The sequence below is a fragment of the Sphaerothrix gracilis Ecp01 genome (genome assembly GCF_030405905.1).
Lineage (GTDB): Bacteria > Cyanobacteriota > Cyanobacteriia > Phormidesmidales > Phormidesmidaceae > Sphaerothrix > Sphaerothrix gracilis.
This window is the reverse complement of record NZ_JASATW010000003.1, coordinates 135,734-159,867: the sequence shown is the minus strand read 5'-3', so window position 1 is coordinate 159,867 and position 24,134 is coordinate 135,734. Positions and strand designations below refer to the sequence as shown.

Genomic DNA, 24,134 nt, shown 5'->3' with positions numbered 1-24,134 from the left:
ATAAGCTGACTGAATTAAAGACGTAAGTTTTACGATATGACGGTCAAATGTGAATAGTTTTAAACATATCTTTAACTATTATAGGCACTTTTACTCGGAATCTCAGGAATATATTGGCTTTCAAAAATTAATCCTATTCAGGGGGACGCTCAGCCGCCGATGACAGTTTCTTCCAAACCAAAGCCAGCCTCTACTCCCAAAAACAGTCGCTCAACTCGCTCTGGGCTTAGCTTAGAGCTATCGCGCTGGACTTATTGGTTTACCGGTTTTTGGCTGCTCTTGGTGGCGGCAGCAGCCTTTTTCGATGCGCCGCTGATCAAGCTGTTGGAGTATCAAAGTCAAACCCTGTTCTTTGAACTGAGAGGCCCCGTTGCCCCACCGCCGGATATTGTGCTGCTAACGATTGACGATGAATCCCTGAGTCAGGGTGAACACTATCTCAGCGATCCGGCAGCCTATGATGACTTAGAACCGATTCAGCAATGGCCTTGGCAGCGCCGGGCCTATGCGATCGCGCTGGAAAAACTTTTATCTGCCGGAGCCAGGGCGGTAGCCCTAGATATTGTGATATCGCTACCGAGCAGCTATGGCCCTGCTGATGATCAGGCTTTGGCCTCGGTACTCCAGCGCTACGGCGATCGCGTTGTGCTAGCTGCCACCTATGGCGAAATCGACATGGCCCAGGGACAGGTAACTAAGCCAACTCTGCCCCTACCCGAACTTCTAGACACGCCTATTCAGGTCGGTGCGATTCACTTTCCGCTGGAAACAGACAGCCGCATTCATCGCCAAGGACGGCAGTTTATTCAGGAGCAAGCTCAGCGCAACGCGGATTTAGATCAGATGAGCGAACTCACTGACGCTATCACCTCGGCGCTTAGCTTTGCCGAAGCTACCTTGAAAGCGGCCCAGATTGACTATCCGCCTATTAAGGGCGAACACATTTACTTTCACGGCCCGGCTAAAACCTTTGAGCAAATTCCCTTTTGGTATGTCATAGACGAAGACCCTTGGCGCAATAAGCTAGACTCTGGCGCTTACTTTAAGAACAAAATTGTCCTAATTGGCTCAACGGCCCAGCTACATCAGGACTTTCATGCGGCTCCTTTCTCTAAAAGTCTGTTCTATCCAGAACCGATGTCAGGACTGGAGATTTTGGCGAATGATTTAGCCACCCTGCAGCAGGGTAAAAGTGTTTGGGTGCTATCCGATCAGCCCTGGCAGCGAGGCAGCAGTGTCCTCATTGTTGGCGCCGTTTTTGGTATTTTGCTCAGCCGCTGCCGCCGCCCGCTCATCCGTGTCTTGTGTACTGGTGGTGCCATCTTGGTATGGATTACGCTGGGATTTGGCTGCTTCGTAGCCTTTAATCTATTTATCCCGATCACGTCTCCGGCTCTAGCGATCGCCGTCATTGGCAGTTCCAGCCTTTTTGCCAGCCTGGTGGGCGATCAGTTCAAGAAGCAAAAGCTCCGCAGCACCCTGGCCCAGTATGTCACCTCACCCATCGTGCAGGAGATTATCAGCCAGCAGGATGAGTTTCAAGACCTGCTAGAAGTGCGAGAAGCTCAGGTAATTGGCAAGGTTTTGGGCGATCGCTACCAGGTGATGAAGCTTTTAGGCTCTGGTGGCTTTGGTGAAACCTACGTGGCTCATGACCTACAGCGACCTCACTACCCTACCTGCGTGGTCAAACAGCTCAAGATTGTCAGCGACAACCCCAAGATGCATCACCTAGCCCAGCGGCTCTTCACAGGTGAAGCTGAAACCCTGGAAAAACTAGGTCAACACGATCAGATTCCTCGACTACTGGCCTACTTTGAGGCCAATCAGTCTTTTTATCTCGTGCAGGAAATGATCGAAGGAACGGTGCTGCGCCGCGAACTCGACCAGCGCAAAGTGCTCTCACAGGCTGAGGTCTATGCCATGCTCATGGACTTGCTGCCAGTTATTGCCTTCGTACACAGCGAAGGGGTCATTCACAGAGATATCAAACCCTCTAATATCATTCGCCGTCACCACGATAATCGCTTAGTTCTGATTGATTTCGGCGCTGTCAAACAAATTTCTAATCGGCTAACTAATACCAGTGCCCGCGTCACATCTACCATCGGCATTGGGACTCAGGGATACATGCCCAGCGAACAATCTGCCGGAATTCCTAACTTCGGCAGTGACATCTATGCCCTTGGCATTACGGCTATTGAAGCGCTAACCGGAACGCTGCCGCAAATCCTCCAGCGAGATCAGCTAGGAGAAATAGTCTGGACCCACAAAGTAGAAAATCTCAACTCCCAGCTAGCCAAGGTTCTGCAGCAGATGACGCGCTACGACTTTAGCCAGCGCTATCGCATAGTTCAAGACATTCTCCAAGACCTAGCAGAAATTCAGCCAGAGCAGCTCCCCCAGGCAGAACTTGTCACGCCCCAACTGGCACCGCCGCCTCAAAGTCAGGTCGTGATCGAAGCCTATTCCTCTAGCCTCAATTCCGGCAGACTGGACGAGCCATCTACAGAAATGCTGCCCTCCGACTGGATTCACCAATATGGAGACGGCCAGACGGCTGATACTGATGAGACTGCCTGAAGCTTTTGACTCACACCGACCTGGCACTGACCTTGGCGTGTAAGTAGATAGGCGCAGTTAAACAGGAGTAGATCTAGGTTGCGGTTGAAGAACGAAGCCAACACCCGCATGGGTTACGCTGTCGCTTTAGCGCCGCCATGCCTGGAGGGCTTTACCTATTCTACGAATAGTTTGATCCGCCTACTTCACAGGAAAACTAAGGCATCACGGTAGGCTGCTGAACGGCTGGGTTAGGAGACAGCGGCGTTGGGGGGACGGGCGTAGAGGTGGGGGGAGGCGCGACGATCACAGGCTCAGGTGCTGGCGTCACCACAGGGGTAGGAGCGGGAACCGGAGTCGTCACGGGCGGCTGAGCCGGTACGCTAACGGGTGGAACTGGAACGCTGGTAGGAGGCTGTACCGGGTTAGGTGTAGGTATTGGTGTTGGCGTGACAGGCGTAGGGGTACCTACAGGAGTTGAAGGGGACGGCGACGGCGAGGCTATGGGAGTTGAAGGGGGCGGCGTTGGGGAGATGACAGGGGTTGAAGGGGGCGGCGTTGGCGAAGTAACAGGGGTTGTGGGGGGCGGCGTTGGCGAAACAGGCGTCGAAGGCGACGGCATTGGTGAAGCGACAGGGGTGGAGGGGGACGGCGTCGGCGTTGGCGTAGGAACGCTGGTGGGGGGCTGAACAGGCGTCGAGGGATTGGAATCAGGTCGGGGCGATACAACTACCGGATTGGCCGGCACGTTAGGATTAACCGGATTAGTCGGTGCGTTAGGGCTAATAGGCGTTGTCGGCGAGCTAGGGGAACTGACAATATTCCCCTCACGCCTAGGCTGCTTGCGGCCAATAAGACCCGAAGGAACATCAACTCGAACTTCGGGCTGGGCGGTTTGATCAGTGGCTAGACCTTCTGAAGCGATCGCCATAACACCCAGTTGAGCAGTGGCTCCGCCACCATAGGCACTGAATGGATCTGTAGGGATTGTGGCAAACTCACCTATGGCATCAATCCTATTAAAGGAAGCACTGTCGGCACTGGCGGTTAAATTGGCTGAAGTTTCGGCTGACTCAGCTATGCTTAAATCGATGAAATCAGGGTTTTCCACAACTGAAACATCTTCACTGAAGTTCTGCTCCGCTAAGGCTTCAGCCGTTTCTGATTGCACTGCAGCCAGCGGTGACTCCTCTGCGCCGGTAGGTGTTTGAGTCAGATTTAATCCAGCAATTAGGCTACTGGTTTGATAAAAAGTATCTAGATCAAACTGGTAGCGGCGAATAGGCTGATTGCCTTGAATTACCGCCATCTGGCCGGCGTTGAGCGGCACAAATTCAGACGCATCTCGGTTGGAAGCTACCATCGGCCCCAAAGGATTTTGAGTCAGAGCTCCAATAATAGTCGTATCGGTTTCAGGATCGTAGCGAACGAACAAAGCTGAACCCTGAATTCCGGTGACGGCATTTGGGGTTTGGATATTGGTGCGGCCTCGTCCGGGTGGAATCAGTAATAAAACGGTTCCGTTTGACAGGCGAAAGTTGCGAGTATTGGGAACAAAGCGAAAGGTAGCCCGCTCGCCAATCCGTGCTAGAGAGCCATCATTGAACCGCAGTTCTGCCCGCGCGGCGATCGCAGTCCTTAAGGCATCGCCAACTCCTAAAATGTCAGTCACCCGCGCGGGGCGAGCCGAACGCCCCTGAGGCACAAGCTCCACTCGATTGCGAATCGCTTCAACCTGAGCTTGCGTTAGGGGGATCTGAGCCAATGCCCGCTTAGGGACTCCCCAAAAACTCAGACTCCAGGCTGCACTCATAAGCAGTAGCATCGGAATGCGAAACATTGGAATTAACCCCTGGACAAAACGGTACGTCGGTAGATGAGTAAAGAGAGAAAACTTGTAAAAAGATAGCCCAGCTAACAATATTTGTCTGTAGTTAAAGCATTCATCTATCTAGAGGCTTAGCAACCAATTTCTCCCCTTGTGTAGATGCCGAAGATGGGTCTCCGGCCTTAACTGGTACGAGGCAAAAGGTTCAGAACCCACTGCTTTCTCAACAATTCTTTACAAAAAGAATGGATCTCGTTAGCTAAATATAGCAATTTTTAGAAAGTTGACTCCGTATAGATACGTATCGATAAGCTTTTCACCCTAAACGGGCATATTAGAAAACTGCCTAGTGACTTCGCTCATTTCTTACGGGATGGAGATAGGCCAAACTGTTGTAGATCCCAGTCGTCACCTATTTCCTGATGGGAGTACTGAGTGCTCAAGACGTTATGTGCATTTACCATCTGTTATCTATTAACTCCGCGCTCTACAGTATCGATGCTTAGGCTGGCAGTCGGTACAGGAATTTTTTTGGCAGCGGGCAGTAGCTGGGCTTTGCCCACATCTGCGATCGCACTTAACTCAGGTTGCTCTGCAGAAACTTTCCCCCTAACAGATGAGCCGAATCGATCCACCGGGCCAGAGCCGGTTCGGGTCGTAGCCGATGTATTCCCCTGGTCCGACCAGGCATGGCATTCACTCAGTAATTCCCAAAAGACTGCTATCCACTCGGCTAAAGCGGCCTGTTTCCTTGAGAGCAGCGCAATAGAGCAGGCTGAGCCTGAGCGCGATCAGCCTGAGCTGCCTGACACAGATGGGTTGCCCACTGCGATCGCAGAGAATGTGTTAGAAATCAGCGTTGAAAGCAGCAGCGCTCACTTTGAGATTTCCAGCCAGCTAGCTGATCCTGAGCCGCTAGAACCGCCGCTACCAGGCTTAACATCCGAGCAGTTTTCTAAACCTGAAACTGAGGATCCTCCAATCGGAGATGAAGAATTGGGTATCCTGCGGCTGCGCGAAGATCCAGTGCCAACGCCCCCGGCTACCCCCTCAGCGCCTATCCTGTACCTGTTCGGACGAGTTGACTATCTCAGCAGCGACAACATTTTTCTCAATGAAGTTGATCCGGTCGGAGATGCCTTTATCCGGCCTGGTCTAACCCTGCTGGCAGTCCCCCCTATCGGCCCCCGAACTAACTTTGTTGCTTCCGCTGACGTGAAGTTGCTGCGCTATCGTCAGGTAGAACCCGCCAGCTACGACGAGCTACAGCTACAAGCTGGCTTTCGCCACGCCTTTTCGCCTCGTGCTTATGGCCAAATCAACTGGACAAATCAGCAGCTCTATCGGGCCGGTTTCGCCGACCAGTTTTTCAACAGCCATTCCCTAGATCTAGCGCTTTGGCGTTCCGATCAGCTATCCTCCAAGCTGTCACTCAATAGCTATTACCAGGCCCGTTTTAGCTTCAGCGACCCGGATGAATTCAGCCGCATTACGCAGTTTGTAGGGGCCGCTCTGTTCTATCAGATCAATCCCCAACTACAGGCCGGGCTGAACTATCAGCTCACTCTCTCAGATTTCATCCAGCGGGTTCGCTTTGACACCTATCATCAGCTTACGGCCCAGGCCGTTTACAGCCTGTCTCCCTCTACCCGGCTCCGCCTGTTTGGTGGATTCAGTTTTGGTGAGTCGTCAGATAGCGCCGTCAACTTTAACGACACCTTGTTTGGTGTCACCTTTGATTTTGACCTGCCGCTGTTTTGAATTTAGCGGCTGTACCTGTCGCCCAAAGAGCGGAGATATAGGGAGACTGTTGGCTTCAGGTGCAAAATATTTCAGCCCTCTGAATTCTAAGGTAGCGTTCCTTAAATTCAGAGGGCTATCAAGGCTGGCTGAACCAGGCTCTATCTTTTATAGATCAGCCATTACTTCACGGGCAGCCGTAATGGTTTTGGCAATATCTTCTTCGGTGTGAGCCAGGGAAGTAAAACCTGCTTCAAACTGAGAAGGAGCTAAATAGACACCGCGCTCTAACATACCGCGATGGAAGCGACCAAACTTTTTCAAGTCAGACTGCTTGGCATCATCGTAGTTATGCACCGGGCCTGCTGTGAAAAATAGGCCAAACATAGCGCTGAGGCTACCCCCGCAGACAGCATGGCCCGTTTCCTGAGCCGCTTTGATCAAGCCTGCGCTGAGCTGCCGTGTTCGCTGATCGAGCTGCTCGTAGGTACCCGGACGCTGCAGCAGCTCTAAGGTTTTGATGCCCGCTGTCATCGCTAGCGGATTGCCTGAAAGGGTTCCGGCCTGATACATCGGGCCAGCGGGCGCTACCATTTCCATGATGTCGCGCCGTCCGCCATAGGCTCCGACGGGCAGACCTCCACCAATAATTTTGCCTAAAGTTGTCAGATCGGGAGTAACGTTGAATTTTTCCTGAGCGCCGCCATAGGCAATGCGAAAGCCGGTCATGACTTCGTCAAAAACCAGCAGCGCTCCATCTTCACGGGTGATTTCTCGCAGTCCCTCTAAAAATCCAGCATCCGGCACGATGAAGCCAGAGTTACCGACGACTGGCTCTAAAATGACGCCAGCAATTTCACCCTTGTTCTCAGCAAATACCTGCTTAACAGCTTCTAAATCGTTATAAGGCGCTGTTAGCGTGCTGGTGGTGGCTGCTTTGGGCACCCCAGGTGAATCGGGCAGACCTAGCGTGGCGACACCCGATCCCGCTTTGACCAAAAACATATCGGCGTGGCCGTGATAGCAGCCCTCAAACTTGAGTACCTTGTCACGTCCGGTAAAGGCTCGCATTAGGCGCAGTACGGCCATGCAGGCTTCAGTACCTGAGTTGACAAAGCGCACCATTTCAATGCTGGGCACAGCATCAATAACCATCTCAGCTAAGACATTTTCCAGATAGCAAGGCGCGCCGAAACTGGTGCCGTTATCTAAAGCGGTGGAAAGCGCCTGTAGAACTTCGGGATGGGCATGTCCGCAGATAGCAGGCCCCCAGGTGCCTACGTAGTCAATGTACTGGTTGCCATCGACATCCCAGATATGAGCCCCTTTGACGCGATCAAATACGATGGGCTGTCCACCGACTGACTTAAAAGCCCTCACCGGCGAATTGACGCCGCCGGGCATCAAATTTTGAGCGGCGGCAAAGATTTCTTCTGATTTGGTGGTTCTTAAAGGCGTTGTACTAACCAAGATCGTCTCCTTAATGTGTGACCTAAATATCTGTTGACCAAAAGCTGAATAGCTGGCTTGTCCGGTAAAGAGTCTCAGCAAGCTTCAACTGCGTCGCAGCGGCAGACGCAGCGATCGCTGAAGGAAGGTGAGTCAGGCTGTCCCCCAATCCTGCTGCTGCAGCCTCATTCGATTATGGGCTATCCACTTAGTCGAAAACCGGATCTAGATCCTAACGAGATAAGTGGCGATCAATATAGTATCGAGTGTTTGAGTTTAGATTTAAAGATGTTAAGGAATGTGGCGGGAATGCGGCTGTCTGATTGGTGGCGATCTCTGTTGCCGTATCTTAAGCTTTACGTGCAAACGGGGCGATCGCAGGCGCTTCTACTAAAATCACTTCTAGAATGATCAAAGATTACCCCAGTGCTGCGAGCCTCAGCAGATCGATGGAGCTTATTTCGACTTGATGCACGAACTAGAGCGATCTTACCGAGTGCTGGACTTAGAGCCGGGAGCCTCAATTGAGGCTGTCAATCAGGCCTATAAAGATCTCGTCTTTATCTGGCACCCCGATCGCATTCCGCAAGAAAACCAGCGTCTGCAGGAAAAAGCCCAGGAGAAGCTGAAGCAGCTTAACGAAGCGCGAGACTACCTGCGGCGATATCACCGCGATCACCGCCAAAAGAGCAAGCAGCCTGCAGCCTCAGCCGCTCAGGCAGCACGCACTAGCGAGCCGAGATATTCGTCGTCGGCCTACCGTTCCCCCTACGGCTATTCTTCCGGCTATAGCCAGCCTCGTTATAGCTATCGATCGCCCTATTCCCCACCCTACGGAACTTATCAGTCGGGCTATCAAAGCTACTATCAGCGCTATCAGCAGGCGCAAGCCTCCCGTCAGACTTATCAAAACAATCACGCCGCTCAGGACAGCGATCGCTCAGCAACTAAGCCCCCCGCTGAGCCAGAACCCTCCACAGCGACGAATGGCACCAGTCAGTCTGCTAACGGCAGCAGTCGGCGCAGCGCTGCTGCTAGCGATCGCAGTCATCATCAGTCTCACAAGCATCAGCCTCAGAACGGCCAGAATAGCCGCACCGCTAGCGCTTACGCTAGCAGTCAGTCCCAACCGTCTCAGGCCTATAACGCTTACCGAGCACGCCAGCAAAACCCTGACCTCAGTGGTGCCAAGCTCAGCGGTGCCGATTTGAAAGAAAAAGACTTTTCCGGCAGAAATCTGAGTCAAGCTGACCTCAGCGGCGCTGACCTTAGCGATGCTTTTTTACATAAGGTGATTCTCAACCGGGCCAACTTACAGCGAGCTAAATTATTCCGGGCCAATCTATTACAGGCCGATCTGAGCCACGCCAATCTGCGCGAAGCCGATCTAATTGGCGCGGACTTGAGCGGTGCTGACCTCAGCGGCGCGGACCTCAGCGGTGCCAGAGTCGGCTTTGGCAACAAAATCATGGTGAAGCTCACGGGTACCAAACTGAACGGTGCCATCATGCCCGACGGCACCATTCACGATTAATCCAGGCTAGGCAAGAGCTAGTCAGCCTGTTACATGCTGCCGTTTTGCATGACGCTCATAAGATGCTGCCGAATCTGCTGCACCTGCTCCTTGTCAGTTTCGCGCAGCTTTTTAAACATCTCAACGCAGGGCTGGGAATTGGCAGCCTCAGCATCTTCAATAAACTTGTCGTAGGCCTGCAGGGCTTCTGCTTTACTTTGCAATACCGTCAGCCAGTCGTATTCTAAGTCGCCCACAATTTCAGTAATAGGAGTTGTCATAGCCTTTCTAAAAATTTCAACTCCTTTAGCCTGACAGGTCTATTCTGAGGCTTCTTCTCTCTCAGGGAGGATTGGCTAGTCAGAGAGAGATTCAGCCCCAGAACAGCCCTATCGGCTAAGGCGTTACTCGCACAGAAAGCGAGCGACTTCTAATGCGAAAAATGTCGGTAAAGACACGCGGCGGTTCCTACTTCTTGAGAAAAACTTTTAACGGTGAGGACTACTCTAAGTCCTGGGGGGAAGTAGGTAACGATGAGGACTACGCCTACATGCTATCGGTGGCTGCTCAGGCCAACAGAGAATGCTCCAGAGGCACCTTTGAAGGCTTCGACAAGTGGTTCAAGCAGGCTGACAGGGTGAATAAGGATGACCTAATCAAGCTGCTTACACCTCCTAGAAACGATGTAGAGAAGACCATGCTACGACGGCTGGAGGCTTACCGCAGGAACATAAACAGTCCTAGCAGTGCTGAGACATTCTTTGACACCATAGAAGCCTCTGAACCTAGTAGAAGGCGCTATCTATCGGTACTAAAACGAATAGCTCCTACCCTCTTCGGTCACATAACGGCACCTAAAGGCTCTAAAGGTAGTCCCGACCCGTTTAGAATCCACGAGACAAAGAAACTACTAGAAGCTGCCTACGACACAAAAAGCCCTGTACCGGGTACCGTTCTAGAGTTCTGGTTAACTACAGGACTTCGTAACGGAGAACTTCAGGCCCTCACCAAAGAAGACCTAGACATAGACGGTGAAGTAGTGACCGTCTTCAAGTCGATGCGTAGGGATGGGGTAGTCAAGTGCACAAAGACAGGGACTAAAAGAATGGTGCGATGCCCCGGCTTTCTGCTCGCTAAGCTAGCTATGTGCATGTCATTAAATGAATCATTAAATAATCAGGAATACTACCCCTTACGTTCCTTCGGTACCTGCGAATGGTTACGAAGCAAGTGGAAACCTCTACTCAAAAAAGCAGGGTTAAGGTACAGGAAGCCTTACTGTATTCGTCACACCGCGATAAGCAGGAAGCTAGTCGAGTACAAAGGTGACATAGCTAGAGTCGGTAGAGAGATGGGTAACAGTCCAGCGGTGATAGCCGCTCACTATGCAGGGGTGCTAGATTCCCTAAAAGACTGAGACTACGGGGTTAGCTCTAGTCCCTGAGAGGTCTATAAGCGTTCTAGGGCTAGGTAAACCATGAATGAGAATAGAGGCGTAACGGAACCGAACATATCCTACGGGTCTGCTACGTCTTTTCTTTCTGCTTTTACCTAGGATTAACTGATTCCCAGGGATAGTAGGGTATCTGTTGGTAGGTTGTTCAGGCTCATGAGAGGTCAAATACTCCCAATTGGGAGTATCGTTTTGAATTTGAAGAACCGCTGTAATCAACTGCTGTGCTTCTACCTTGCTGAACGCTAAGATTCTGAGGTCATACCCCTCACTTAAGTCCTTATAGGTGTATTTATACTTCCCTTTATGCCACCGATAGGCGGGTGTAGCGAAGTGAGTTTTGACGCGATTAGCGTAAGTGACTAGATTCGCCTCGGTAAGCGTACTCGTGGTCTCATTCTTGAGCCTGATAGTCACCTCACCCTCGATAGGGGAATAGCCTACTTCAGCATCTTGAGGGTCCTCCAGGAAGTAGAGTTTAATCTGAGGTTTGTAGCGCACATTGGACTCGAATGAGTCTACAGGTATCCCAAATATAGGAGCTTGCAGAGTTTGAGCGTGTCGCAGTGGTATCTCAAACAGCAGCATCCTAGCCACAGTCACAATAAGGCTGTCTCTATCCTCATGCAAGCAAGCCTGCTTAAGGGATGACCTAGCTACGTTGATATCATCATCGGGAACGTCTGAGAAATGTTCTCTGACCTCCTTGTTATAGACACGTCTAATCGTGTCTTGCAAGTGTTCAACGCCGTTGAAATTATCAGGTAGAGGCATATTACTCAGCGGGTTCTGTGTTTACGTCGGTTAAGTCAGGAGACTCACTAGCTACCTTACTGTCGTTAAAGTCATCCTGAATTGGTGTGTTATCAGGAATCTCTTTAGGAATAGCGTCAGCTATGTTTTGAGCGAAGTCTGCTCTAGCGTCCCCTAAGTAGTCGAATTCTTCCTGAATCTCCCTTACATTGGAGGTCACGCCGTACAGAGTGCTAAACCTGTCCTCTACTCCCTCTATCCCCTCATACCAGCGATTCACCTTAGCTCTGTATTGGTCCCTCACCTGAACGTTCTCTGACATCCACTGATAAGAGAGAGCATCGACTACACCTGAACGCTTAAGGGCATTACCTATCTTGCCTGTGTTGTTAGCGCTCATCTCGATAGCATCAGCGGTTGTGTCTTGAATGTTTCGGAGCGTCCACATTATGTTAGCTCCTGATTGATAAATCCTATTTGCTCTAGTGAGAGTGTTAGAGATGTCAGTTACTAGCTGTTCTCCTAGCGCATTGTTCAGCATGTTGCTGATAGCATTCCCTACAGCTTGATTAACATCAATAGGGCTACCATCCTCCTTTTCAATGCCTACTACATCTAACCCTAAGGACACAAACTCCCCGAAGGTTAGCGCTACATCCTGTGAGAGATAGTAGGCATTGTGTAGAGCTGATAGAAGGGTAAGAACGTTCACCGCTTTTTGTAAGCCTGTGGTTTCCCACGCCTTTTTCGCGAATGAATCCATCTGTTGCAGTTTAGCGAGAATACCCGCATCTCCTACCGCAGGGACGATACCGTTGTCACCCAGCCTCCCCAGGATGTCATCCAGTTTCGCGTTAGTCCCTTTAGAGCAGGGGCACTTGCTATCGGGTGGGGCACCATAGCGCTTCTCTTTAATTTTCTCCGGCTGAAACTGCTGGGTAGGCACTGCAGGCCGCTTAGGACTCCTTACCCCTGCAGAGTTAGGGCTTAAATCGGGGGGTAAGCTCCTACCCCTATTAGGAGGTCTCTGGGGGACATTACCTATACTGTTGGGACTGTTCGCTTTACCCGGTACAGGAAGGAAAGGAATCCCAGGGGCGCTAGGTGAGTCCACAGGCGTCTCTACAGGTGACTCTGCAGGTAATGTCCTCTGAGGAGGTCTAACGATAGTAGGGGAGGATGCTCCGTAGGGTGAGAGACCTGGGAAACCGTTGCTCTGCCTGCCTTTCTGAGGAGCATTGATAGGAGCATTCTCAGGGGTAGGATTGCCGCCAGTGTCAGGCTGTCCGTCAGCCCTAACCATGTTTCGTATCTCAATCCTGAGAGAGTTCCCTGCCGATGTAGAGCTTGAGGTTAGGTTTCTCTCTCCTATCAGCCCCGTCTCTTCTACGATTGCAGCTCCTGGATTTCCTCCTGATAGGGTGAAATATCTGATAGATATAGGCCCATCACCGCTTAGGTTACCCCAGTTGCTTACCTGCCCAAAGCTGAACACGGTTCTGAACTGAAAGTTATACCTTACGTTAGGCGACTGACCTCCTGTGAAAGGTGCTTTCGGTATATCAGGAGCAGGTTCAAAAACACCTGTGTTAGCTGGGTTCCTGTCTTCCTCCTTACCCCTGTTTAGGTAGTCCATTAGACCACCGCCACCGGGATACTCAATCCCCAGAGCAGGTCTTACGGCGGCTTCACCTATAGCGAACCCAGCGCCTGCAGCGGCTACTACAGCGGCTCCTTTAGCTGCTACACCTAGCCCCGCCGCTTTGCCTGCGGCTGCTCCGGTAGCAGCGCTCGTAGTGGGCAACGGTGGCCTAGGAGCAGTCTTGAGGTCTCTGAGAATCCGTGAGGCGTCAACCCTAGACGCCGCTTCAATGAATGAGGAGGAAGTAGAGACAGGCATACTAGACCTCTAGGTAGCTAGCAGGAGCAGCTCCAGACTTCATAACCAAAGCATAGTCCCACATGGGAAGCGTCCCCGCTAGGGCTTCAGCACTGAGAGGCACAGATACCCGCGATAGCCAACGACGTTGCCCCCTGTCGTCTACGAAGGACTCACCCAGCGCAATCTTACGAATACCTGTATCCGAAGGAGAGGGAGGGATTTCACCGTATGTCTCGCCGCCGTGTACCTCTGTAAGGATAGCTGAAGCCCATACATAAAGCTTCTCTACCGTGTTGATTGAGGCTGGGATATTTGCTTGATTTAGGTCTACCATCGGTCATCCGTCCTTTGTGAGGTGATTTATAAGTCGTTATCAGTCTTTAGGGTTCTCCCTATAACGCTGGATTCTATCTAGTTACTCAGGGGTATATGTAGTCATTAAATAAATCATTAATTGATTTAGATTACAGCCCTGCGGATAAACGAGAAAATATAAAACTTTGCTGGAAAAGTGCAGTAATCCGGTTAGGAAAATAGGTGTTTTTTGGTGCTACACCTAGAACTGTAATCAACTATCTGAGGCTTTAATCAAATGGGTGGAAGACGTGTTCCTAGCTATATTCTTGAACGCCGTGCAGCGCGTGCTAAAGCACGTGAGGAGTATTACAACACCAAGAATCAAGGTGCTGCGACCTTCAAAGCTACCGTCGATGACCGTCCTATGACGCGGGTCGGTTATCGGTCACTTAATACCAAAACTGGGGCTACTCCAGACCACGCTAAGCTGTCTATCATTGCTTCCCAGAAAGCCGTCAATTTTTTCGAGGGGCTAGCACCTACCGCTCAGCCAGGAGTAGGCAACACTAATTTAGGATTGGAATACGTTGACCTCGCTGATTATTTCGGCGTTACCAAGTTTAGCGCTTCCAAGATTCACGCCGTACAGGGTGGGGTAAAGCAGGCAGTATCTACTCCCTGGGGTTCTCGGTACACCAAAACGTATGGTGCCACCGATGGAAACGCTCAAGCGTTTTACACGGCACCAATCTCAGAGAAAACTGGCGCTTTCACTGCACAGACCCTACGAGATAACGCTGAGATTATCAGTGAGATTGCTGGAATTCAGCAGGCTCTAGGGGACAACGGTCGCATGTGGATTGAGCCGGAGTCAGAGAGCTATATTGTGTATAGCTAGAGTCCTAGTTAGGGTCATTAATTGAATTATTAAATGACCCTTTTCTTTACCCCTTGATAGCCATGATTGCTGATAAAGAACTACTTACTGGGAGACCAGACCCAACAGACTGCAAAAACCATTTAGCCGTACCGCTTATCTTCAGGCCGAATATGACGAAGGGTGAGCTTAGACGTGAGTTTGACTATATGATTGAGCGCCAGATAGTACTAGGAAAAGTGCTTTCAGGTGAATATGTTTGGGAAGACTACCTAGACGTACTGAATGACCAGGCTTACGACGTAGACTTCTACGACAAGTGCGCTCAGAATCTCATCCTGCCTAACAGATGAAAACTATCGATGTAGGGTCATTAAACAGTTGGCAGCAGGTTTATGCCGACGTTTTTGAAGCGAGTCCTGATAGGCTAAACAGCCGTTTCGGGAATCAGAGGTTAATAGACCCTTTCGATATTCCCTTCACCATCGATAGCTTTGTTGTAGCGGTTAGTTGTATTTACCTGGGAGCGCCTACTACGTGGTACAACGCTGGACAGCTCGTTCAGGTTGGTCAAGCAAATTGGTTTAACGACCCGTTGCTTCCTGACACTGGGAATACCCAGGAAGTAGCTATCATTCAGAAGCACAACGTTAATTTGAATCAGTCAGCTCAAATCCTCTTTTTTACGCCTACAACGGATGAGCTTAGGTTAGGGTTTACCCCTAGACCTTGGTTGCCGAAGTTCACTTTCGTTCTCTGGAAGTACACAGGCGCTGTAGAGGATGAATACCTGTCTCAATTCGAGGCGATACGTGCCCAGCTAGCAGCTATGCAGAGTCAGCCGTAATGGAACCATTCGTCAGATACATCCAGATAGCGAAGTCTCTAGAACCCGTTCTAGGTTTAAGTGAGGTAACGCTGTACTCACCGGGTACTCAGGACGCCTTGGATTTACCTCCTGGGTTGAACTGGTTAGGTGAGATAGAGAGGCTAGGCGTCTCCCACAAGATTCGCGGCTTGCAGCCCATTAGCTTGGTTCTGGTAGACGACATAGGGACTCGATACACCCTAGCGAAAGATATCCGGCTACTAGCTGACCCCACGTATATCGACTTATTAAATGAATTATTTAATGGTAGCAACCTCGTTCTGACTGAGGGCTACCAACTTAAGTTGGTGCTGCAGCGTCCTGAAACGTTCACAGGCGACCAGCACGTAACCGTCACAGGCTACGTTAAAGAGTCTTCCTATCAGGTACCCATAGGTCAGACCTTAGAGGTGTCTCAGGGGGGCACAGGTAAAACCTCCCTGCTTACTAACAGCATCCTGGTAGGTAACGGCATATCACCTATTAAGTACCTGTCTCCCAGCGAGGATAACAAGATACTCGTATCTCAGGCGGGTGTATGGGCATTGAGTGACCTCCCAGCAGGAGGGGGAGCGATAGAGAGCGATGTAGACCCAGGGGTAGCTAATGAGCCTGAGTGGATAGAGATTGATGCTCAGGGGAACTACGTTAACCACTGGGTATCTGACCCTACCGATACGTTCTGGATGAGTAAGCAGGTGTTTATCACTTCAGGAGAGTCTCCTGCTCTCAATCAAGATAGAGCGATTGACGTCGTATCAACCATCTCATCTACAGCTATTTACTTAGATGAACTGATAATCGTAGGAGACGCTTTAGGGCAGTCCTTCGATACCGCTAACCACTGGTCACTAGAGATTTACCTTAGGTATGATGATGACTTCTTGACCGTCTCTACCGACAATAAAATACTGCCTGCGGGTACAGGCTTCTATAGGGTGAAGTTCTCAAAGAAAATGCTAGTGACTCCAGAGAGGCGACGCAAGCTACGGTTCTATCTGAGAAAAGTAGGCTCAGCCGCGAATATGGGTCTAGTGACGTGTTTTGCTAAGTTTAGGGAAGTGAGATGATAACTACTGCTACAGCCGTATTAGGTCTAACGGGAACTATCGCAGGGGGGCTGATATGGGTCATCACTGTAACGAGCAAGGTTACAGGTCACCTAGGGCAGATAAACTACGAGCTGAAGTCATTGAACTCTAACGTCACTGAATTGAAGCAAGTAGACACCCGACTACTTGAGCAGATTGATAAAAACGGGAAACGCATAGACAACTTAGAAGCGTCTATGCATCGCAAGGGGTGTATTCGCAGGCTTATCTCGTAGCATTTAATGAATCATTAAATAAAGGGGGATATGCCTTAGCACGTCCCCCTTTTTTGCCGCCTACCCTATCTCAGATTGTAGGTGACATTGTTCTAGCAAAGCTTCTGAGGCAAGGGAATAAGCGCCTAACGAGCAGCTTTAACCCTACTTAATCAAGGCTCTCTATGTTATTAAATAATTCATTAAATAATTGAATATACGCCTAAGCTTAAAGGCGACTGAGTGGATTACCCGCGAATCTAACTAGCTAGTTAGATTCTTTCTATATATATACTTACTAAAAATTTTTTATATCCCAACATACTCCCCTTAAAGGGGGGAGTGAAGTAAAAAATTGATTTATAGAATTTAGAGATTAATTAGAAAGGTTTTAGACAGTCATCAAATCAAAAACAGTCTTTATTGAATTCCCTTCAGGATAGCTGATTATTGCAAGCTATCGAGTAAGCCTAGACGGAATTCAACCCTTAGCTTTAGCTGTCGTCTCCTTTCCCATCTCTTAGCCTCTGGATTAAGTCCCATTCATCGTCAGTAATTCTCCTAGGTGTCTTAGGCTCAGCTTTGTCACCTCTACGGTTCCCTCCCCAGTTAGGCGAGTATTCTTTATCGGGTTTCTTCTTTTTTCCTGTCATAAGCATAAGCACCTATTGACATCTTGACGCTGTGTGGTCTAGGTTGTCCTTATCTTGACATGTAACATTCAAGATGGTCAAGCGCTCCAGATAGGTGCTACGAACACCCATCCAGAGCTACCCCTTACCTGATACACCCAAGCAAGAGGATGATTAATCATGGCATTTGTTAACCGCCAGCAGCAAACAACAGTCAAGCAGATTGACGACAACGCCACCGCAAACATGCAGCAACCGACATCTGCAATCGATTTTACTCCGGAGGAGCTACAGCTTTTGAGTAGGGCAGTCAATCTGTTAAGCATTCATTTTGGGAACGAAAAGGATGACGACTCTCATCAAAAAACCTATGAGTTATGGATAAAGCTCCATGATGCGTCTAAACTTCCTCCTCTCACTGATGTTGAATGGCGTAACAAGAATCTAGCTACCCTGCCTTCATGGCATCCTCACTTCCGTATGGTTGCTAAGGAGGCTGACCAGCTTCTATGCATGTTTACCCTGCTAATGAGCCGATATACCAGGATGCTTACAGCGATGTCTAGTGAGCCGCTAGAGCAGTTAAAAAACCATATTGACTATGAAGTAGTCGATTATATGGGAGAGCGTATGCAAGCTATTGTGGATGAGGTTTGGGGGTACAGGGAAACTGAGGAGAAGTCTAGCAAGGGTAGGGGATAGGGGCGTATATCTAATCATTTAATAAATCATTAAATGACTGAGCATAAGGGCTGGAGGGCAACTTCTAGCCCTTTCGGTTTGCTCTACATCACGTATCCCCTATCAATTAATGAATTATTAAATGAACCAATACACGTCCCTAACACCTAGAGAATGAGCTGAATGCCTATATTGCCCATCGACTAGGCGCTGTGAGCGATTTTTCCCTATCGGGAACTATTCAGCGCTGTATTCCTATAGCTGGTTTCGTGGAAATTGCAGAAGTAGACAGGGACTATAAAGGGCATAAAAGGGCCTCAAGTCACGAACGGTTAACTAGGGCTCTCAGGGGCTTAACGGCTCTATCGGTCGCTACTATCTCAGCCTAAGTCTCTAATGCAGATACACAAATGGGAAGATGCGGTCTTAGGAACCGTTCCTACCGCCTCTAGGAGCCTAAATGCACAGGGTATGCACTACAATAGACCGTGTAAACCTGTAACGCTCTACCTGCAAGGGATAGAGGCTATTATCTCTCTTCTCTCTCAGGGAGGATTGGCTAATCAGGCTCAGAGAGCTGATCAACTTCGGGAGCCTGCCACTTGAGCACTGAAGCATCAACGCCTTGTTCCCGTTTAATCTTGGCGTCTTTTTCAAACCAGCTAATGATTTGGGCATTGGTGAGCTGACCAACCGGAGTCTTGAGATCTGCAGCAATGTACTTCAGCAGCTTGGCGGTTGAAAGGGTTAGCCGGGTTAAAAATTTTTCTGGAGACGTGAGCAGAGCCTTATCGACTTCTGCAGACTCTTCGGGCGTTAGGAACTGTAAGCTTTGATCGAGCATTGGGGTGAGGGAATGGGGCAAACGGTTTTGATCGTAACATTCCGCTTCATAACTTAAATTAGACGAGGTGCTAAAGCTTTTCCATTACACTCAACGCTTAGAAAACTCTAGCTCATAGCCGCTACAGCAATGACGCCATATTGAGTTGGCAACTTTTGCAAATAAGTTTGAAGATAAACTTGCACTTACCCATAAACTTCGTGCTACCTTAACGGATGGGAACTATTTTCGGTTTACATTACGTTTTTCGAGTTTTTCGAACGTTTCTCCGAATCTAAGTCTCTGCACCCTTTTGGTTCTGGAGATAATCAGTGTCAATTTACATAGGTAACCTGTCGTACGATGCCACCCAGGAAGATCTTTCTGAGGTTTTTTCAGAGTACGGCACCGTTAAGCGAGTACAAATTCCGACTGACCGGGAAACTGGGCGTGTCCGTGGATTTGCTTTCGTTGAAATGAGTAGCGATGAAGAAGAGGCTGCAGCCATCGATGCGCTAGACGGGGCGGAATGGATGGGCCGAGACTTGAAAGTTAATAAAGCCAAACCGCGTGAGCCTAGAAGTGGCGGCGGCGGTGGCGGCGGCTGGGGCGGTAATCGGGGCGGCGGTAATCGGCGCTACTAATCGCTTAACGTCATAGTTTTGCAGCTCGCATTCAAGGGTAGGCGTCTCGTCTGCCCTTTTTGAGTTGAGTTATCTGTTTACATGAGTATCCTGACATTTCAATCGGTTCACAAAGACTTTGGCATTAAAGAGATTCTGCGGGAGGCCAGCTTTAGCATTGGCGATCGCGAAAAAGTTGGACTCATTGGCACTAACGGCTCTGGCAAATCCACGCTGCTGAAGATGATTGCCGGCAGCGAGCCGATTGACAGCGGCGATCGCTGGGTCAATCCCGGTGCCAGAGTAGTCTATCTGCCGCAGCAGCCAGATTTAGACGATGACAAAACTGTTTTAGAACAGGTCTTTGCTGACAGCACTGAGCAAATGTCTCTGGTGCGCGAATATGAAACCTTGTCCCATCAGCTAGCTCAGGCTCAGGGTGAGGAGCTTGAGCGACTGATGAATCAGATGGCGCGGCTGAATGAAGCAATGGAAACCGCCAACGCCTGGGATTTAGAAACCAATGCCAAGATTATCCTCACGAAGCTAGGCATTGAAGACTTTGAGGTTAAAGTCGGCACGCTTTCGGGCGGCTATCGCAAGCGAATTGCCCTGGCAACAGCGCTTCTGTCAAATCCTGATTTACTGCTGATGGATGAGCCGACCAACCACCTAGATGCCGAGTCGGTTGAGTGGCTGCAAACTTATTTGCAAGGCCATCAGGGGTCGATTTTGCTGGTGACGCACGATCGCTATTTTCTCGATCAGGTCACCAACCGGATTCTGGAAATCGATCGCGGCGATTTTTATACCTACGAAGGCAACTACGCCTACTACCTAGAGAAAAAAGCGGAAGCGGAAGCGGTTGAGGTAGGGCGTCAGCGCAAGCACGCTAACGTGCTGCGGCGCGAGCTGGAATGGCTCAAACGCGGCCCCAAAGCTCGCAGCACCAAGCAAAAGGCGCGGATCGATCGCATCCAGGATATGCAGGAAACCGAGTTCAAACAGTCTCAGGGCAAGGTCGAGATTGCTACGGCGGGTCGGCGGATTGGCAAAAAGGTGATTGAGCTGGAGGGGGTGTCAAAGTCCTACGGCGATCGCACTCTAATCTCAGACTTTACCTATGAATTTTCCCCCAGCGATCGTGTTGGCATTATTGGTGGCAACGGCGCAGGTAAGTCAACGCTGATGAACATCATCACGGGCCGCACTGAACCGGATGCGGGCCGAGTTGAAATTGGCGGCACGATTCACATTGGCTACTTTGATCAGCACTCAGAAGATCTCATTGCCGCTGTCAACCAGGAACAGCGCGTCATCGACTATATCAAAGACATTGCTGCCTACGTGACGACGGCAGATGGTTCTCTAATCAGCGCCTCGCAAATGCTAGAGCGCTTTCTGTTTGCCCCCAATCAGCAGTATGCGCCCATTCACAAGCTTTCTGGAGGTGAAAAGCGACGCCTGTTTTTGCTACAGGTGCTGATGACTGCGCCCAACGTGCTGATTCTAGATGAGCCGACCAATGACTTGGACGTGCAAACCCTCTCTATTCTGGAAGACTATCTAGAAAACTTTAACGGCTGCGTCATCGCCGTCTCCCACGATCGCTACTTTCTCGATCGCACCGTCAATATGCTGTTTGCCTTCGAGGGCGATGGCTTGATCCGCCAGTATCCCGGCAACTACTCTCTGTACTTAGACTATAAGCAGCGCCAGGCTGAAGCCGCGATCGCCTCTCCCACCGCACCTGCTAAAACCCAAAACGCTTCTCCATCCGCTTCATCTCCGCCATCTCCCAACCGCGCTCGCAAACTTTCCTACAAAGAGAAGCGGGAGCTAGAGCAGCTCGAAACTCAAATTCCAGAATGGGAAGCAGAAAAAGCCGATTTGGAAAAGACACTTTACCGAGAGCCGCCCGATGGCTACAGCCAGCTCCAAACAATGACTGAGCGTTTGGCCCATCTCAACACCGAGATCGATCGCGCCACCGAGCGCTGGTTAGAACTGGCTGAGATTGGGGCTTAGCTTAGGTTATAGTCAGCATTTGCGATATGGCTGCAGTTCAGCGAGCTAGTACCCAAAAGCGTCCTCAGGACTGTCTTAAGGATGTGTTCATTCTTTGGCTTTAGTGGACACGCTTTGCTTTGCCCACCCTACGGGAGGAATGTCCTCAGGATTATCTAGCAAGACTATTGCTGAACTATCTGGAGGATAGCCATAGGGAGTGTTTATTGCAGTCAACTTTACGAAAGAATATCCTGCGGACTGTCCGGAGGACATAGAATATAGGGGGTGAGGAGACTATCCTCAGGACAGTCTGGAGGAGGTAACGGATGGCAAATGGCGAGATCGATAGAATACCTGTCAATGAGCTGTCAGAGCGCTATCAGCTAGCGAGAAGCGCCGTTTATAAACGAATTAAGGACTTAGGCATCGATACGATCAAAATTGGCAATCGGGCCTATGTCAACGCTCAGCAAATTGCGCTCCTTGATGAGGTGGATGACTTTATCAAAGGCGGCGGCTCGATGGCCGAATTTTTAGAAATGCGAGGACCACAGCCGGGCGCTGATATCCCAACGAACACGTCCTCAGGACTGTCCACAATGCCGCCAAACGACATGATGAACTTCATGGCTCAGATGATGGCAGAGTTTGCATCCCGTTTTGGCGCGGCATCAACCGAGAATCCAATGGACTGCTACAGGGATTTGGAAGATGCTGCCAAAAACGGTTGGAAAATCCGCACTTCTGACGTGGCTCGATTATTGCAGCTCGATCCGGCTGAAGTAGAGAGCTACGGTAATCAGTTCTTTGATGCCGGGTTTATGTTCACCCGCGCTGGCTTTCGTTCGGGGCGAGAGGGAGCCTGGCGGGTTTCTAAGCAGCGATAGCTGGGGTATAGCCTAAAACTGCCATCATCCTTTAAAATGAAAAGACCAGCACCCCCATGCTGGTCTGTTTGCATATTCAGTGTTTGAGTATCTCTTTTGAGATCGGTTTTTCTTTTGCGGGTGATGTTGGTGTTAGCACTGGCATCACCTAACTTTTAGGTGACGGACTGTTAGCTGTTCTGGCTTTTGTCCGCCAGGGAGAGTTCTACCCACCAGTGGAGGCACCGCTCTCTCAGCCCTTCAATCTTTCCTCTATACTGTAGCATGTCCTGAGGACAATCCGCAGGACAGTCTCAACAAAATCCACAGGACTGTCCTGCGGACAACGCGATCGCGGGTAGAGCAAATTTAGCTCGGTTGACGCGATCGCTCAAATACGAGAATTTTGCTGAATGCAGAAACTCTTTCTGCATGTGAGTCGCGTTTTATCTCTTACCGCTTCAAACACCGATCGCAGTGCCCACACTGCCCCATTCGCTCCGCCTCGCCCCGAAAGCCAAACGCCGCGAGCAAAAGCTGCCAGCGACAGCCGCGACTGTGGAGATACTGGTGCATTTGCGCATGGCCTGAGTCGTTCTGATTATTAACCAATCGCCCCGATCGCAGCCGATAGTGAAACGGATCCACCCAGTCCAAACGCCCTAAACTGTGCAGATAAGACAGCGCGATCGCTCCATCCTTAAATTGCTCGGTGATTTTCTCTAGCGAACCTTCTGGTGGAATCTGCTGGCTCAGCCTTTGCGCCTTTTGCTGTAGCTTTTGGGCCTGAGCCGCAAAAAACTGCGATCGCTGCTTGTCTGAAGGATCCAGCCAGCCCGTCGGCTCACTCACCAGCGTCAGCGCCGTTGCCGGTTTGCCATCTCGTCCAGCTCGCCCCACTTCTTGAATATATTCCGACAGCAAACAGGGGGCGTGAAAATGCACCACCCAGCGCACATTCGGCTTATTGATCCCCATGCCAAAGGCATTGGTACAGACCACAAACTGGAGGCGATCGCCAATCCAGTCCGCCTCAATTTGGCGGCGATCGCGGGGGCTGAGGCCAGCATGATACGCCTGAGTCGCATAGCCCACCTGCCGCAGCCAGTCGGCCAGTTCCTCGCTGTCGCGCCGAGTGCGCACGTAAACTAAACCTGCCTGCCGCGATCGCTTTTGAAGATAAGTTTTCAAAGCTTGGCGTCGGCCTCTAGGTGTCCAAACTGACTGAACTGAAAGATGCAAATTAGAGCGATAGGGACTGAGGCGGACGACCTTGGGCTGCTCTAGCTGCAAGACCTCCTGGAGAGTGCGCTGAGCAGTGGGATCAGCGGTGGCGGTGAAAGCGGCGATCGCTATTTGAGTACCGGGCGGTTTGTGCTGTAGGAGTGCTGGGCGGACTGCTCCCAGCCGCCGGTAGGCCGGACGAAACGTGTCGCCCCACTGGACTAGACAGTGAGCTTCGTCCAAAATCAGGCCGTTAATTTTCAAACCTGGCTGGCAGAGTCGCGGCCAAACTGCGGGGCTGAGCAGGGTTTCGGGGGAAAGGTAGAGCAGTCGTAGGCGCTCTAGAGAATTCAAAATTTGACGTCGCTGATAGGAAGAGAGTTCACCATGAAGGGCAGCAGCCGGAAGCGATCGCTGTCGCAGTTCCGTCACCTGATTTTCCATCAGCGCTACTAGGGGCGAGATTACCAGCGTTAGCCCGGTCTGCAATAAGGCAGGCAGTTGAAAGCAGACAGACTTGCCGCCACCCGTTGGCATGATGACCAGCGCATCTTGCTGATGCAGCAAGGCTGCAACAATTTCTCCCTGAGGCGGACGAAACTGGGAATAGCCCCAAATTTTTGCAAAAGCCGCCTGAACCTGCTGCCATTCACTGACCTGCGCTGAAGCTACCATGCTGCCCCCTCAAATCCTTCAGCCTCAAAATGCCCAAAAGTAAAAGAGGCTCCCCAGGCGTTGTCGGGCAGG

The 24,134-nt window shown here is 50.5% G+C and carries 19 protein-coding genes; 12 read left to right on the top strand and 7 right to left on the bottom strand.

What is annotated here, in order from left to right; genetic code table 11:
- Positions 1-159 precede the first annotated feature (159 nt).
- The gene (locus QJQ48_RS04230) at positions 160-2,583 is read left to right on the top strand and encodes a CHASE2 domain-containing protein (RefSeq protein WP_346289953.1); all 2,424 of its coding nucleotides are present in this window, start codon (positions 160-162) and stop codon (positions 2,581-2,583) included.
- 196 nt (positions 2,584-2,779) lie between these two features.
- Here QJQ48_RS04230 and QJQ48_RS04225 read toward each other — a convergent pair whose 3' ends face one another.
- On the bottom strand, positions 2,780-4,402 hold the full coding sequence (locus tag QJQ48_RS04225; protein WP_346289952.1) for a FecR domain-containing protein: 1,623 nt from the start codon (positions 4,400-4,402) through the stop codon (positions 2,780-2,782).
- Between the two features lie 486 nt (positions 4,403-4,888).
- Here QJQ48_RS04225 and QJQ48_RS04220 point away from each other — a divergent pair, with 486 nt between their 5' ends.
- Positions 4,889-6,151: a porin family protein gene (locus QJQ48_RS04220; RefSeq protein ID WP_346289951.1), complete on the top strand. Its 1,263-nt coding sequence runs from the start codon at positions 4,889-4,891 to the stop codon at positions 6,149-6,151.
- Positions 6,152-6,298: 147 nt separating this feature from the next.
- Here QJQ48_RS04220 and hemL read toward each other — a convergent pair whose 3' ends face one another.
- Entirely contained in the window at positions 6,299-7,600 is a 1,302-nt protein-coding gene (hemL, locus tag QJQ48_RS04215; protein WP_346289950.1) for a glutamate-1-semialdehyde 2,1-aminomutase, read from the bottom strand.
- Between the two features lie 448 nt (positions 7,601-8,048).
- On the opposite strand from hemL, the gene QJQ48_RS04210 reads away from it, so the two are divergent.
- On the top strand, positions 8,049-9,113 hold the full coding sequence (locus QJQ48_RS04210) for a pentapeptide repeat-containing protein (protein ID WP_346289949.1): 1,065 nt from the start codon (positions 8,049-8,051) through the stop codon (positions 9,111-9,113).
- A gap of 29 nt (positions 9,114-9,142) precedes the next feature.
- On the opposite strand, the gene QJQ48_RS04205 is transcribed toward QJQ48_RS04210, so the two are convergent.
- Positions 9,143-9,373 (bottom strand): hypothetical protein, encoded by a 231-nt coding sequence (locus tag QJQ48_RS04205; protein WP_346289948.1) that lies wholly within the window; start codon positions 9,371-9,373, stop codon positions 9,143-9,145.
- 152 nt (positions 9,374-9,525) lie between these two features.
- Here QJQ48_RS04205 and QJQ48_RS04200 point away from each other — a divergent pair, with 152 nt between their 5' ends.
- Positions 9,526-10,509, top strand: coding sequence for a site-specific integrase (locus QJQ48_RS04200; RefSeq protein WP_346289947.1), 984 nt, complete (start codon positions 9,526-9,528; stop codon positions 10,507-10,509).
- 811 nt (positions 10,510-11,320) lie between these two features.
- Here QJQ48_RS04200 and QJQ48_RS04195 read toward each other — a convergent pair.
- Positions 11,321-13,198, bottom strand: a complete 1,878-nt coding sequence (locus QJQ48_RS04195; protein ID WP_346289946.1) for a hypothetical protein — start codon at positions 13,196-13,198, stop codon at positions 11,321-11,323.
- Between the two features lies 1 nt (position 13,199).
- On the bottom strand, positions 13,200-13,514 hold the full coding sequence (locus QJQ48_RS04190; RefSeq protein WP_346289945.1) for a hypothetical protein: 315 nt from the start codon (positions 13,512-13,514) through the stop codon (positions 13,200-13,202).
- Positions 13,515-13,772: 258 nt separating this feature from the next.
- Between QJQ48_RS04190 and QJQ48_RS04185 the strand changes: the two genes are divergently transcribed.
- From QJQ48_RS04185 to QJQ48_RS04165, 5 genes are all read left to right on the top strand, one after another.
- Positions 13,773-14,375 (top strand): hypothetical protein, encoded by a 603-nt coding sequence (locus tag QJQ48_RS04185; RefSeq protein ID WP_346289944.1) that lies wholly within the window; start codon positions 13,773-13,775, stop codon positions 14,373-14,375.
- Positions 14,376-14,527: 152 nt separating this feature from the next.
- Positions 14,528-14,707, top strand: coding sequence for a hypothetical protein (locus tag QJQ48_RS04180; protein ID WP_346289943.1), 180 nt, complete (start codon positions 14,528-14,530; stop codon positions 14,705-14,707).
- Entirely contained in the window at positions 14,704-15,201 is a 498-nt protein-coding gene (locus QJQ48_RS04175) for a hypothetical protein (RefSeq protein ID WP_346289942.1), read from the top strand. The genes QJQ48_RS04180 and QJQ48_RS04175 overlap by 4 nt, the downstream gene beginning before the upstream one ends.
- Entirely contained in the window at positions 15,201-16,292 is a 1,092-nt protein-coding gene (locus QJQ48_RS04170; RefSeq protein WP_346289941.1) for a hypothetical protein, read from the top strand. The genes QJQ48_RS04175 and QJQ48_RS04170 overlap by 1 nt, the downstream gene beginning before the upstream one ends.
- Before the next feature lie 1,048 nt (positions 16,293-17,340).
- Entirely contained in the window at positions 17,341-17,862 is a 522-nt protein-coding gene (locus QJQ48_RS04165; RefSeq protein ID WP_346289940.1) for a hypothetical protein, read from the top strand.
- 538 nt (positions 17,863-18,400) lie between these two features.
- On the opposite strand, the gene QJQ48_RS04160 is transcribed toward QJQ48_RS04165, so the two are convergent.
- Positions 18,401-18,685 carry a hypothetical protein gene (locus QJQ48_RS04160; protein ID WP_346289939.1) on the bottom strand — a complete coding sequence of 95 codons (285 nt, stop codon included), beginning with the start codon at positions 18,683-18,685 and terminating at the stop codon, positions 18,401-18,403.
- A gap of 311 nt (positions 18,686-18,996) precedes the next feature.
- Between QJQ48_RS04160 and QJQ48_RS04155 the strand changes: the two genes are divergently transcribed.
- The 3 genes from QJQ48_RS04155 (at position 18,997) to QJQ48_RS04145 (ending at position 22,184) form a co-directional block, all read left to right on the top strand.
- Positions 18,997-19,308 (top strand): RNA-binding regulator, encoded by a 312-nt coding sequence (locus tag QJQ48_RS04155; RefSeq protein ID WP_346289938.1) that lies wholly within the window; start codon positions 18,997-18,999, stop codon positions 19,306-19,308.
- Between the two features lie 81 nt (positions 19,309-19,389).
- Positions 19,390-21,315, top strand: coding sequence for an ABC-F family ATP-binding cassette domain-containing protein (locus QJQ48_RS04150; RefSeq protein WP_346289937.1), 1,926 nt, complete (start codon positions 19,390-19,392; stop codon positions 21,313-21,315).
- Positions 21,316-21,623: 308 nt separating this feature from the next.
- Positions 21,624-22,184 carry a hypothetical protein gene (locus QJQ48_RS04145; RefSeq protein ID WP_346289936.1) on the top strand — a complete coding sequence of 187 codons (561 nt, stop codon included), beginning with the start codon at positions 21,624-21,626 and terminating at the stop codon, positions 22,182-22,184.
- Positions 22,185-22,616: 432 nt separating this feature from the next.
- Here QJQ48_RS04145 and QJQ48_RS04140 read toward each other — a convergent pair whose 3' ends face one another.
- Complete coding sequence (locus QJQ48_RS04140; RefSeq protein WP_346289935.1) at positions 22,617-24,062, bottom strand: RecQ family ATP-dependent DNA helicase; 1,446 nt, start codon at positions 24,060-24,062, stop codon at positions 22,617-22,619.
- Positions 24,063-24,134 lie beyond the last annotated feature (72 nt).

What these genes read in the sequence shown, in the direction of transcription:
- QJQ48_RS04230 (WP_346289953.1), top strand. Translation starts at nt 160, where the DNA reads ATGACAGTTTCTTCCAAACCAAAGCCAGCCTCTACTCCCAAAAACAGT.
- QJQ48_RS04225 (WP_346289952.1), bottom strand. Translation starts at nt 4,402, where the DNA reads ATGTTTCGCATTCCGATGCTACTGCTTATGAGTGCAGCCTGGAGTCTG.
- QJQ48_RS04220 (WP_346289951.1), top strand. Translation starts at nt 4,889, where the DNA reads ATGCTTAGGCTGGCAGTCGGTACAGGAATTTTTTTGGCAGCGGGCAGT.
- QJQ48_RS04210 (WP_346289949.1), top strand. Translation starts at nt 8,049, where the DNA reads ATGCACGAACTAGAGCGATCTTACCGAGTGCTGGACTTAGAGCCGGGA.
- QJQ48_RS04205 (WP_346289948.1), bottom strand. Translation starts at nt 9,373, where the DNA reads ATGACAACTCCTATTACTGAAATTGTGGGCGACTTAGAATACGACTGG.
- QJQ48_RS04200 (WP_346289947.1), top strand. Translation starts at nt 9,526, where the DNA reads ATGCGAAAAATGTCGGTAAAGACACGCGGCGGTTCCTACTTCTTGAGA.
- QJQ48_RS04195 (WP_346289946.1), bottom strand. Translation starts at nt 13,198, where the DNA reads ATGCCTGTCTCTACTTCCTCCTCATTCATTGAAGCGGCGTCTAGGGTT.
- QJQ48_RS04190 (WP_346289945.1), bottom strand. Translation starts at nt 13,514, where the DNA reads ATGGTAGACCTAAATCAAGCAAATATCCCAGCCTCAATCAACACGGTA.
- QJQ48_RS04185 (WP_346289944.1), top strand. Translation starts at nt 13,773, where the DNA reads ATGGGTGGAAGACGTGTTCCTAGCTATATTCTTGAACGCCGTGCAGCG.
- QJQ48_RS04180 (WP_346289943.1), top strand. Translation starts at nt 14,528, where the DNA reads ATGACGAAGGGTGAGCTTAGACGTGAGTTTGACTATATGATTGAGCGC.
- QJQ48_RS04175 (WP_346289942.1), top strand. Translation starts at nt 14,704, where the DNA reads ATGAAAACTATCGATGTAGGGTCATTAAACAGTTGGCAGCAGGTTTAT.
- QJQ48_RS04170 (WP_346289941.1), top strand. Translation starts at nt 15,201, where the DNA reads ATGGAACCATTCGTCAGATACATCCAGATAGCGAAGTCTCTAGAACCC.
- QJQ48_RS04165 (WP_346289940.1), top strand. Translation starts at nt 17,341, where the DNA reads ATGGCATTTGTTAACCGCCAGCAGCAAACAACAGTCAAGCAGATTGAC.
- QJQ48_RS04160 (WP_346289939.1), bottom strand. Translation starts at nt 18,685, where the DNA reads ATGCTCGATCAAAGCTTACAGTTCCTAACGCCCGAAGAGTCTGCAGAA.
- QJQ48_RS04150 (WP_346289937.1), top strand. Translation starts at nt 19,390, where the DNA reads ATGAGTATCCTGACATTTCAATCGGTTCACAAAGACTTTGGCATTAAA.
- QJQ48_RS04145 (WP_346289936.1), top strand. Translation starts at nt 21,624, where the DNA reads ATGGCAAATGGCGAGATCGATAGAATACCTGTCAATGAGCTGTCAGAG.
- QJQ48_RS04140 (WP_346289935.1), bottom strand. Translation starts at nt 24,062, where the DNA reads ATGGTAGCTTCAGCGCAGGTCAGTGAATGGCAGCAGGTTCAGGCGGCT.